This window comes from Burkholderia sp. AU27893 (assembly GCF_002223205.1).
In the GTDB taxonomy this organism is placed as follows: domain Bacteria; phylum Pseudomonadota; class Gammaproteobacteria; order Burkholderiales; family Burkholderiaceae; genus Burkholderia.
Genome location: NZ_NKFD01000001.1, coordinates 591,378 through 601,750, shown reverse-complemented (window position 1 = coordinate 601,750; position 10,373 = coordinate 591,378). Strand labels below are relative to the sequence as shown.

The 10,373-nt window shown below is 66.0% G+C and carries 11 protein-coding genes; 4 read left to right on the top strand and 7 right to left on the bottom strand.

The window, feature by feature from the left end:
• Positions 1-70 precede the first annotated feature (70 nt).
• From ampD to CFB47_RS02830, 3 genes are read right to left on the bottom strand one after another with little or no spacing between them, the layout of a single operon-like run.
• Positions 71-661 (bottom strand): 1,6-anhydro-N-acetylmuramyl-L-alanine amidase AmpD, encoded by a 591-nt coding sequence (ampD, locus tag CFB47_RS02840; protein WP_089455554.1) that lies wholly within the window; start codon positions 659-661, stop codon positions 71-73.
• Positions 658-975, bottom strand: a complete 318-nt coding sequence (locus tag CFB47_RS02835) for a PP0621 family protein (protein WP_089455553.1) — start codon at positions 973-975, stop codon at positions 658-660. Before CFB47_RS02835 ends, ampD begins: the two co-directional genes overlap by 4 nt.
• A 13-nt stretch (positions 976-988) precedes the next feature.
• A complete protein-coding gene (locus CFB47_RS02830) occupies positions 989-1,882 on the bottom strand; it encodes an inner membrane protein YpjD (protein ID WP_027783481.1) in 894 nt (297 codons plus the stop codon).
• 89 nt (positions 1,883-1,971) lie between these two features.
• On the opposite strand from CFB47_RS02830, the gene ffh reads away from it, so the two are divergent.
• Positions 1,972-3,339, top strand: a complete 1,368-nt coding sequence (ffh, locus tag CFB47_RS02825) for a signal recognition particle protein (RefSeq protein WP_089424440.1) — start codon at positions 1,972-1,974, stop codon at positions 3,337-3,339.
• 94 nt (positions 3,340-3,433) lie between these two features.
• The gene (locus CFB47_RS02820) at positions 3,434-3,985 is read left to right on the top strand and encodes a hypoxanthine-guanine phosphoribosyltransferase (protein WP_089424439.1); all 552 of its coding nucleotides are present in this window, start codon (positions 3,434-3,436) and stop codon (positions 3,983-3,985) included.
• Positions 3,986-4,078: 93 nt separating this feature from the next.
• Here CFB47_RS02820 and CFB47_RS02815 read toward each other — a convergent pair whose 3' ends face one another.
• Both CFB47_RS02815 and CFB47_RS02810 read right to left on the bottom strand, forming a co-directional pair.
• Entirely contained in the window at positions 4,079-4,681 is a 603-nt protein-coding gene (locus CFB47_RS02815; RefSeq protein WP_011350864.1) for a MarC family protein, read from the bottom strand.
• A gap of 21 nt (positions 4,682-4,702) precedes the next feature.
• The gene (locus CFB47_RS02810; RefSeq protein ID WP_089439179.1) at positions 4,703-6,439 is read right to left on the bottom strand and encodes a proline--tRNA ligase; all 1,737 of its coding nucleotides are present in this window, start codon (positions 6,437-6,439) and stop codon (positions 4,703-4,705) included.
• A gap of 218 nt (positions 6,440-6,657) precedes the next feature.
• On the opposite strand from CFB47_RS02810, the gene CFB47_RS02800 reads away from it, so the two are divergent.
• Positions 6,658-7,308, top strand: coding sequence for an RNA pyrophosphohydrolase (locus tag CFB47_RS02800; protein ID WP_089439178.1), 651 nt, complete (start codon positions 6,658-6,660; stop codon positions 7,306-7,308).
• 13 nt (positions 7,309-7,321) lie between these two features.
• Positions 7,322-7,930, top strand: coding sequence for a CNP1-like family protein (locus CFB47_RS02795; RefSeq protein WP_089424437.1), 609 nt, complete (start codon positions 7,322-7,324; stop codon positions 7,928-7,930).
• A gap of 94 nt (positions 7,931-8,024) precedes the next feature.
• Here the strand turns inward: CFB47_RS02795 and proB are convergent, their stop codons facing one another.
• Both proB and obgE read right to left on the bottom strand, forming a co-directional pair.
• Positions 8,025-9,143, bottom strand: a complete 1,119-nt coding sequence (gene proB, locus CFB47_RS02790) for a glutamate 5-kinase (protein ID WP_039353092.1) — start codon at positions 9,141-9,143, stop codon at positions 8,025-8,027.
• A 90-nt stretch (positions 9,144-9,233) separates the two neighbouring features.
• On the bottom strand, positions 9,234-10,346 hold the full coding sequence (obgE, locus tag CFB47_RS02785; protein WP_089455548.1) for a GTPase ObgE: 1,113 nt from the start codon (positions 10,344-10,346) through the stop codon (positions 9,234-9,236).
• Positions 10,347-10,373: the final 27 nt, after the last annotated feature.

The following is a 10,373-nucleotide window of genomic DNA, read 5'->3' as shown; positions in this document are numbered from 1 at the left end:
CCCGCGCAGGCTCAGACGCGACAAGGCATTGGTCGGAAAAAAAAATTTCGCGCCCTCAAAAACCCTGCGATCAGTGCTGACGGAAAGGAAAGTATTCGGCGGAAAAACCGGCATCGCTCGCGAAGCGTTGCCAATCGAAATGCGGACCCGGGTCGGTCTTGCGGCCCGGCGCGACGTCCGAATGCCCCGCGAATGCGTCGACCGGGTAGCGTGCGGCGAGCGCGCGGGAGAGCGCGGCGAGCATCGCGTACTGCGCGTCGTCGAACGGCACGTCGTCCGCTCCCTCGAGCTCGATGCCGATCGAAAAGTCGTTGCAGCGCGCCCGGCCGAAGAACTCGGACGAGCCCGCATGCCACGCACGCTCGTCGCACGACACGAACTGCACGAGTTCGCCGTTGCGGCGGATCAGGAAGTGCGCGGACACGCGCACGCCGCGCAGGTGGCTCTGGTAATAGGGGTGCGCATCGCAGTCGAGACGATTCAGGAACAGCGCCTCGATCGCGTCACCGCCGAATTCGCCGGGCGGCAGGCTGATGTTGTGGACGACCACGAGCGTCGGCACCACGCCCGCGGGCCGCACCTCGAAGTTCGGCGACGGCGCATGGCGCGCTTCGCGCACCCAGCCGTGCGCGTCGACCGACAGCACCCGCGCGTCGCTCATCGTGCGTCGCGACCGCTCGACCGCGCGGCGTGGCGCTGCGCGTGCTCGGTACTGCAGAAGTATTCGCCGCCCGCGGCGACGGCGTCGCCCTTCGGCGCATGCACGCCGCATTCGGCACAGCGCACCATCGGCTCGGGCAGCGCCCGCGCGTCGCCGTTCGGGCGCCCCGCACCCGCACCGCCGGCGCCGGGCGTGCCGTCGTAACCGGCGCCGCGGCCGGTGCGCGCCTGCGCGTGCTCCTGGGCCTGGCGCAGCTTGCGCGCGATCCACGAACCCGCGAAGAAAAGAAGAATCAGGAGAAGAATCTGTCGCATCGGAAACCTGCGTTCAAACCACGGAACGGTGCAGCAGCACCTCGAAAACGAACCGGCTGCCGACATACGCGAGCAGCAGCGCGGCGAACGACACGAGCACCCAGCGCGCGGCACCGCGGCCACGCCAGCCCGACGTCTTGCGGGCGACCAGCAGGCCGCCGAACATCAGCCACGACAGGATCGCGAATACCGTCTTGTGGTCGAGGCGCAGCGCGCGCGCGTCGACCTGCTCGCTGAACAGGATGCCCGACGCGAGCGTCAGCGTGAGCAGCACGAAGCCGGCACCGATCAGGCGGAACAGCAGCTTCTCGAGCGTGAGCAGCGGCGGCAGCGTCTCGAGCCAGCTCGCGATCCAGCCCGTCGAGCCGTCGCGCCCGCCGCTCCTCAGCGACTGCAGGCGCCGCTCGACCATCAGCATCAGGACCGCGTGCAGCGCCGCGATCGCGAACAGGCCGTAGGCGATGTTCGCGATCAGGAAGTGCAGCTTGAACAGCGGTGCTGCGGCATAAGGAAGCACCCGCACGCCGCCGAACACGAGCGGCAGCAGCGACGCGCCGCACGCGAGCGGCAATACCAGCAGGCGCAGGCTGTCGAGCGGGAAGAAGAAGCTCTCGATCCAGTAGATGCCGGCGCCGAGCCAGAACATCGCGGACAGCGCGAACGCGAAGCCGAACACCATCGCGTCGTTCGGAAAGATCGTCATGTGGAGCAGCACGCCGTGCGCGACCAGCGCGGCGAACAGCAGCGCGCGGCCGGCCCCGCTCATCCCGGACGCGGCGGACGCGGGGACCGGCACGGCCGGCACGCTCGCGACGAGCGGCGTCGCGCCCTGGCGGTGCGTGCGCCAGCCTGCGACGGCGAGGCCGCCGTACAGGAATGCGGTGAGGGCATACAGTACAATATCCATGTTCGAAGTTTACACTAGGCCCCCTTCCCGCGACGGCTCCCTTTGTTCGGTTCCGCCGCGCCTTCGGGCCCCACTGTCCATCGCTCCCCATGCTCGACAATCTCACTCAACGGATGGCGCGCGTCGTCAAGACGCTGCGCGGCGAGGCCCGGCTTACCGAGGCGAACACCCAGGAGATGCTCCGCGAGGTGCGTCTCGCCCTGCTGGAGGCCGACGTTTCGCTGCCGGTCGTCCGCGAATTCATCGCCAAGGTCAAGGAAAAGGCGCTCGGCGAAGAAGTGATCAGCAGCCTGTCGCCGGGTCAGGCGCTGGTCGGCGTGGTCCAGAAGGAACTGACCGCCGTGATCGGCGGCGACTACGAAGGCAAGGCCGCCGAGCTGAACCTCGCGGTCACGCCGCCCGCCGTGATCCTGATGGCCGGCCTGCAGGGCGCGGGCAAGACCACGACCGCCGGCAAGCTCGCGAAGCTGTTGCGCGAGAAGTACAAGAAGAAGGTGCTGACCGTGTCGTGCGACGTGTATCGCCCGGCCGCGATCATGCAGCTGAAAACGGTGAGCGAACAGGTTGGCGCCGACTTCTTCCCGTCCACGCCGGACCAGAAGCCCGTCGACATCGCGATTGCGGCCGTCGACTGGGCGAAGCGCCACTACCATGACGTGCTGATCGTCGATACGGCCGGCCGCCTCGGCATCGACGAGGCGATGATGCAGGAAATCGCCGCGCTGCACGGCACGCTGAAGCCGGCCGAAACGCTGTTCGTCGTCGACGCGATGCTCGGCCAGGACGCGGTCAACACCGCGAAGGCGTTCAACGACACGCTGCCGCTCACCGGCGTCGTGCTGACCAAGCTCGACGGCGACTCGCGCGGCGGCGCCGCGCTGTCGGTGCGTCACGTCACGGGCAAGCCGATCAAGTTCGTCGGTGTCGCCGAGAAGCTCGACGGCCTCGAGGTGTTCCACCCCGACCGGATGGCGAACCGGATCCTCGGCATGGGCGACATCCTCGCGCTCGTCGAGGAGGCGCAGCGCGGCGTCGACGTGCAGGCCGCGCAGAAGCTCGCCGACAAGGTCAAGAAAGGCGGCGACTTCGACCTGAACGATTTCCGCGCGCAGATCTCGCAGATGAAGAACATGGGCGGCCTGTCGTCGCTGATGGACAAGCTCCCTGCGCAGTTCCAGCAGGCGGCGGCCGGCGCCGACATGGGCCAGGCCGAGAAGTCGATCCGCCGGATGGAAGGCATCATCAGCTCGATGACGCCGGCCGAGCGCGCGAAACCCGAGATCATCAAGGCGACGCGCAAGCGCCGCATTGCGGCCGGCGCGGGCGTGCCGGTGCAGGAAGTCAACCGGATGCTGAACCAGTACGACCAGATGCGTACGATGATGAAGAAGCTGAAGGGCGGCAACATGCAGAAGATGATGCGTGGCCTGAAGGGCATGATGCCCGGCATGCGCTGATTCCGCCCATCGGCCGGCGCGCGGGTTTTTGCTGTAGCGCGCGGCGGCCGTTCTGCTTCATTCTTATTTGTATACCGACTGCCCGCCAGAACACATGAACCGCGAAGAAGCCCTCCACATTTTCAACCACTCCGAAGAGATCGTCTCGGCGGACGCCGTCAACGCGTCGATCTCCAAGATGGCCGACGCGATCCGCGCCGAGATCGGCGACGCGTTCCCGCTCGTTCTCTCGGTGATGGGCGGCGCCGCGGTGTTTACCGGGATGCTGCTGCCGCATCTCGATTTCCCGCTGGAATTCGACTACATCCACCTGACCCGCTACCGCAACACGACGCAGGGCAGCCCGGAGATGCACTGGCGCGTCGCGCCGCGCGAATCGGTGAAGGACCGGATCGTGCTCGTGCTCGACGACATCCTCGACGAAGGCGAGACGATGGCCGCGATCCGCGACCGCATTCTCGACATGGGCGCCAAGCGCTTCATGTCGGCCGTGCTGTGCGAGAAGACGCTCGCGAAGGCCAAGCCGCTGCACCCCGACTTCTGCGGCTTCGCGGTGCCGGACCGCTACGTGTTCGGCTGCGGGATGGATGCGAAGGGCTACTGGCGCAACCTGCCGACGATCCGTGCGCTGACCACGAACGTCTGAGCGCCCCACTCCGCACTATATAAATAGAAAGCGGCGCTCCGGTTTCCCGGAGCGCCGCTTTTTTTGGGCGTCTTGAGTGTGCGCCGCCCCGCCCTACAGCTGGTGCACGAACGCGCGGACGCCGCCCAGCATCATCTCGACCGAAATCGCGACGAGCACGAGGCCCATCAGCCGCTCGAACGCCGCGACGGTCCGCTCGCCGATCCATTGCTGGATCCGCTCGGCCAGCACCAGCGTCACCGCGCAGACGATCATCGTGACCGTCAGCGCGCCGACCCACTCGAGCATCTTGCCGGGCCCCTGCGACGTCAGCAGCATCACCGTCGCGAGCGCGGACGGCCCGGCGAGCGCCGGAATCGCGAGCGGCACGATGAACGGCTCGCCGCCCGCACGCGGATCGTTGCCGAGCGCGCCGTCCGGATGCGGAAAGATCATCCGCAGCGCGATCAGGAACAGCACGATCCCGCCGCCGAGCCGCAGCGACAGGTCGGTGAGGCTCATCATCCGCAGGAAACGGTCGCCGACCAGCATGAAGAACAGCAGGATCACGAACGCGATCCCCACTTCACGCAGGATCAGCTTCACGCGCCGCTCGCGCGGCACATCCCGCATCGCCGAAATGAATAGCGGGATGTTGCCGAGCGGATCGGTGATCAGCACCAGGAGCACGGTGGCCGACAGGAAGGTGTATTCCACCGCGTTCCCCGGTCGGTGCGCTTAGCGCGCGAGCGCGGCGCGGATCTTCTCCGCGACCGTCGCCGCAGCCGCGTCGGCCGGCAGCAGCGTCGCTTCGGCGTCGCGGCGGCCCTGATACTCGATCTTGCCTTCCTTCAGGCCGCGCTCGCCGATCACCAGGCGATGCGGCACGCCGATCAATTCCCAGTCGGCGAACATCACGCCCGGGCGCTCGCCGCGATCGTCGAGGATCACGTCGATGCCGGCGGCGACGAGTTCCGCGTACAGCTTGTCGGCAGTCTCGCGCACCATGTCGCTGCGGTCATAGCCCATCGGGCACAGCACGACTTCGAACGGCGCGATCGACTCGGGCCAGATGATGCCGCGGTCGTCGAAGTTCTGCTCGATCGCCGCGCCGAGAATGCGGGTGACGCCGACGCCGTAGCAGCCCATCAGCATCGGCTGCGGCTTGCCCGACTCGTCGAGGAACGTCGCACCCATCGCTTCCGAATACTTGGTGCCGAGCTGGAACACGTGGCCGACTTCGATGCCGCGGCAGATGTCGATCACACCCTTGCCGTCCGGCGACGGGTCGCCCTTCTTCACGTTGCGCACGTCGGCGACGTCCGGCTCGGGCAGGTCGCGGCCCCAGTTCACGCCAGCGATGTGGTAGTCGACCTCGTTCGCGCCGACGACGAAGTCGCTCATGTTCGCGACCGTGCGGTCCGCGATCACCTTCACGGGCTTCTTCGTGCCGACCGGGCCGAGATAGCCCGGCGGCGTGCCGAACCACTCGACGATTTCCTGCTCGGTCGCGAAGCGGTGGTTCTTCAGGCCCGGCAGCTTCGACACCTTGATCTCGTTCAGGTCGTGATCGCCGCGCAGCATCACGAGCCAGATGGTCGGCTCGGCGCCTTCGTTGTCGGTCGCGAGCACGATCGACTTGATCGTGCGCTCGAGCGGGATGGCCAGCAGCTCGGCGACGGCTTCGCACTTCGCCTTGCCGGGCGTCGCGACCTTCTCCATCGCTTCGGCCGGCGCCGCGCGCTCGGGCGTCAGCGGCAGCGCTTCGGCCGCCTCGATGTTCGCCGCGAATTCGGACGTCGGGCAGTACGCGATCGCGTCTTCACCGGTGTCGGCGATCACGTGGAATTCGTGCGAGAAGTTGCCGCCGATCGAGCCGCTGTCGGCCGCGACCGCACGGAACTCGAGGCCGAGGCGCGTGAAGATGCGCACGTACGCGTCGTACATCTTGCGATACGACTCGTTCAGGCCGGCCGCATCCTTGTCGAACGAGTACGCGTCCTTCATGATGAATTCGCGGCCGCGCATCACGCCGAAGCGCGGACGGATCTCGTCGCGGAACTTCGTCTGGATCTGGTAGAAGTTCACCGGCATCTGCCGGTAGCTCTTGATCTGGTTGCGCGCGATGTCGGTGATGACTTCCTCGTGCGTCGGCCCGATCACGAAGTCGTTGTCCTTGCGGTCCTTGAAGCGCAGCAGCTCGGGGCCGTACTGCTCCCAGCGGCCCGATTCCTGCCACAGTTCGGCGGGTTGCACGGCCGGCATCAGCAACTCGATGGCGCCCGCCCGATTCATTTCCTCGCGCACGATCGCCTCAACCTTGCGAATCGAACGCAAACCGACCGGCAGGTAGTTATAGATGCCGCCGGCGACGCGACGGATCATGCCGGCGCGCACCATCAGCTTGTGGCTGACGATCTCTGCGTCGGCGGGTGCTTCTTTCAGGGTGCCGATAAAGAAACGGGAAGCTTTCATGCGGACGGTTCCAAAAACGGCGCCCCCAGGCGGGGCGCCCGAAAAAGTTTCAAGGTGAAAAAGCTGCGCGCGACGAACGACGATGGCGCAGATGACGTAGCAGACTAATCAGGGACAATTCAGCCGGTGCCCCCCGCGCGGATTCGCTCCGTCACGGTGCGCAGCGCCCGTTATCTGTTTATAATCAAAGCAATTTTAAAGGATTCGAAGGTGGTTGTATGCTGGATCGTGAAGGCTTTCGCCCGAACGTCGGCATCATCCTCTTGAACGCGCGCAACGAGGTGTTTTGGGGCAAGCGGCTCCGCGAGCATTCCTGGCAGTTTCCTCAAGGTGGGATCAAGTACGGCGAGACCCCCATGCAGGCGATGTACCGGGAACTGCACGAGGAAACGGGCCTGCACCCGGAACACGTCAAGATAATCGGCCGCACACGCGACTGGTTGCGTTATGAGGTGCCTGACAAGTTCATTAAACGCGAAGTACGCGGTCATTACCGCGGCCAGAAGCAGATCTGGTTCCTGCTGCGGATGGTTGGACGCGATTGCGACATTTGCTTGCGCGCGACCGACCACCCGGAGTTCGATGCGTGGCGCTGGAACGAGTACTGGGTGCCGCTCGATGCGGTGATCGAGTTCAAGCGGGATGTCTATCAGTTGGCGCTGACGGAACTGTCGCGCTTCCTGCGCCGCCCGGCGCAGCGAGCCGAGAAGCCGCCGCGTGGGCCGCGTCTGTCGCGCTATCCGCGCGTCATTGGCGTACAGGCCCAGCAGACGCTGACGATTGTCGACACATCGGTAGTCTGTTCGGAGATCGAAGTGGAAGCGGGCACGCTCGACGAGATGCCGCCCCACGTGATCGTCGGCAAATGACGAATCGAACTGCATGACCGGGCGCGACCTTGGTGTCGCGCCCTTTTTTTACGAGGAATGCATATTGAAAGCGATTGCTCTCGCGCTCGCATCGATTGCCGCGGTAGCCACACTGGCAGGTTGCGCGAATTCGAAGACGCCCACCAACAAGGATGACAGCGAGTTCGTGTATCTGCTGGACCGCCAGGGCACGTGGAAGGAAAACACGGTCGACTCGCTGCCGCCGCTGCCGCAGACGGGCGACCTGCTGCCGTTCAACGTATCGCAGAACACGCCGCTCAAGTTCTTCGTCGATGCGAAGTCGCTGGCGGTCGGCACCGATGGCGTCGTGCGCTATGCGGTCGTCATCACGAGCCCGGCCGGTGCGCGCAACGTGAACTACGAAGGCATCCGCTGCGACACCTACGAATGGCGCCAGTATGCCGGCCTGAATTCGGAACACGACGGCTGGGATCGCACGGTCGAGAACGACTGGCGGCGCATCGAGAACGGCGAACTGAATGCCTACCATTCGGCGCTCTATCAGGACTACTTCTGCGCGAACAAGATGCCGCAGGGCTCGACCCAGCAGATCCTGGAGAACATCCGGTTTCACCGCACCGCGATGAGCCAGTTGCGCTGACGGCGCGCGGCGCCCACCGCGCCTTCGTTCGTCGCATGAAAAAGCCCGCTTCACGCGGGCTTTTTCGTTTGACGGCAGGAACCGGCACGAATGGTCACACCAGCACCAGGTTGTCGCGGTGGATCAATTCGGGCTCCAGCATGTAGCCGAGCACGGATTCGATCTCGCCGCTCGGCTTGCGGTGAATCAGTTTAGTCTCTGCACTGCTGTAGTTCGTGAGCCCGCGCGCCACTTCGCGCCCGTCGGGGCCGACACACGCGATGACTTCGCCGCGCGCGAACGCGCCCTGCACGTCGATCACGCCAATCGGCAGCAGGCTCTTGCCGCCGGCCGTCAGCTTCTCGACCGCGCCTGCGTCGATCACGACATGGCCGCGCACCTGAAGATGGTCGGCCATCCACTGCTTGCGTGCCGCCATCCGCGCGGTACGTGCGATCAGTTGCGTGCCGATCGCCTCACCGGCCGCCAGACGCACGAGTACGTCGGCCTCCCGGCCGCTCGCGATCACGGTGTTCGCGCCGCTGTGCGCGGCGCGCTTCGCCGCGAGGATCTTCGTCAGCATCCCGCCGCGGCCGAGGCTGGAGCCCGCGCCGCCGGCCATCGCCTCGAGTTCCGGCGCGCCTGCATTGGCTTCCGCAACGAGCGTCGCGTTCGGGTCCTTGCGCGGATCGGCCGTGAACAGCCCCGACTGGTCGGTCAGGATGATCAGCGCATCGCCTTCGATCAGGTTTGCAACGAGCGCGCCGAGCGTGTCGTTGTCGCCGAACTTGATTTCGTCGGTGACGACCGTGTCGTTCTCGTTGATGATCGGCACGACGCCAAGCCGCAACAGCGTCAGCATCGTCGAACGCGCATTCAGGTAACGCTCGCGGTCCGCCAGGTCGGCATGCGTCAGCAGGATCTGCGCGGTGCGGATGTCGTGCTCGGTGAAGCGGCTTTCATAGACCTGCGCGAGCCCCATCTGGCCGACTGCGGCGGCAGCCTGCAACTCGTCGATTTCTCGCGGTCGCTTGCTCCAGCCGAGCCGCTGCATCCCTTCCGCAATCGCGCCCGAACTGACGAGCACGACTTCCTTGCCCTGCGCGCGCAGTGCGGCGATCTGAGCCGCCCAACGGCCGATTGCCGCATGATCGAGCCCCTTGCCGTCGTTGGTCACGAGGCTGGAGCCCACCTTCACCACCAATCGCTTCGAATCCGCGATGATCGAACGCATCCTGCACTGTCTCCTGTATCTGCTGCCTTTCCGACCGGGCGCGATTGAACGCCGGCGCCGGGCGGCACGCCCGGCGCGTTCCGGAATCGCTCAGGCGTCGTCGCCCGGCGCTGCATCGCCCTTGGCAGGCGGCGCATCGCGGAAACGCACGTCTGCCGCGAGATCTTCCGCCTCCGCGGCGCGATGCGCGTCCGAATGTTCGGAGAGGTAGTCGTAGATCGCGTAGCACAGCGCTTCACAACCCTGGCCCGTCAGTGCCGAGATCTCGAACACGGGGCCGTCCCACTCGAAGCGCTCGAGGAAATCCGCGACCCGTGCCTTGCGCTCGTCTTCCGGCACCATGTCGAGCTTGTTGAGCACGAGCCAGCGCGGCTTCTCGTAGAGCGCCTCGTCGTACTTGCGCAGCTCGCCGACGATCGCCGTCGCTTCCGCCACCGGATCGACGCTTTCGTCGAACGGCGCGAGATCGACCAGATGCAGCAGCACGCCGGTGCGCTGCAGGTGGCGCAGGAACTGATGGCCGAGGCCCGCGCCTTCGGCGGCGCCCTCGATCAGCCCCGGGATGTCGGCGATCACGAAGCTCTTGCTCGGACCGACGCGCACCACGCCGAGATTCGGCGCAAGCGTCGTGAACGGGTAGTCGGCAATCTTCGGCCGCGCATTCGACACCGACGAGATGAACGTCGACTTGCCTGCGTTCGGCATGCCGAGCAGGCCGACATCGGCGAGCACCTTCAGCTCGAGCTTCAGCATGCGACGCTCGCCGGGCTTGCCGTCCGTCTTCTGGCGCGGCGCGCGGTTCGTGCTCGACTTGAAATGCAGGTTGCCGAGCCCGCCGGCACCGCCCTGCGCAAGCATCACCTGCTGGTCGTGTTCGGTCAGGTCGGCGATCAGCTCGCCGGTATCCATGTCGCTGATCATCGTGCCGACCGGCATGCGCAGCGTGACATCGTCGCCGCCCTTGCCGTAGCAATCCGATCCGCGCCCGTTTTCGCCGTTGCGCGCCAGGTGCTTCTTCGCGTAACGGTAGTCGATCAGCGTGTTGATGTTGCGGTCGGCGATCGCGTATACGCTACCGCCCCGGCCGCCGTCGCCGCCGTCCGGCCCGCCGAACGGGACGAATTTCTCGCGGCGCATCGACGCACTGCCATCGCCTCCGTCTCCGGCGATGACTTCGATTCGTGCTTCGTCAATGAACTTCATTCGTCACTCCGCCCAGTATTTCCGCTA

What these genes read in the sequence shown, in the direction of transcription:
- obgE (WP_089455548.1), bottom strand. Translation starts at nt 10,346, where the DNA reads ATGAAGTTCATTGACGAAGCACGAATCGAAGTCATCGCCGGAGACGGA.
- CFB47_RS02820 (WP_089424439.1), top strand. Translation starts at nt 3,434, where the DNA reads ATGAACCGCGAAGAAGCCCTCCACATTTTCAACCACTCCGAAGAGATC.
- CFB47_RS02835 (WP_089455553.1), bottom strand. Translation starts at nt 975, where the DNA reads ATGCGACAGATTCTTCTCCTGATTCTTCTTTTCTTCGCGGGTTCGTGG.
- CFB47_RS02830 (WP_027783481.1), bottom strand. Translation starts at nt 1,882, where the DNA reads ATGGATATTGTACTGTATGCCCTCACCGCATTCCTGTACGGCGGCCTC.
- ffh (WP_089424440.1), top strand. Translation starts at nt 1,972, where the DNA reads ATGCTCGACAATCTCACTCAACGGATGGCGCGCGTCGTCAAGACGCTG.
- CFB47_RS02795 (WP_089424437.1), top strand. Translation starts at nt 7,322, where the DNA reads ATGACCGGGCGCGACCTTGGTGTCGCGCCCTTTTTTTACGAGGAATGC.
- CFB47_RS02810 (WP_089439179.1), bottom strand. Translation starts at nt 6,439, where the DNA reads ATGAAAGCTTCCCGTTTCTTTATCGGCACCCTGAAAGAAGCACCCGCC.
- ampD (WP_089455554.1), bottom strand. Translation starts at nt 661, where the DNA reads ATGAGCGACGCGCGGGTGCTGTCGGTCGACGCGCACGGCTGGGTGCGC.
- CFB47_RS02800 (WP_089439178.1), top strand. Translation starts at nt 6,658, where the DNA reads ATGCTGGATCGTGAAGGCTTTCGCCCGAACGTCGGCATCATCCTCTTG.
- proB (WP_039353092.1), bottom strand. Translation starts at nt 9,143, where the DNA reads ATGCGTTCGATCATCGCGGATTCGAAGCGATTGGTGGTGAAGGTGGGC.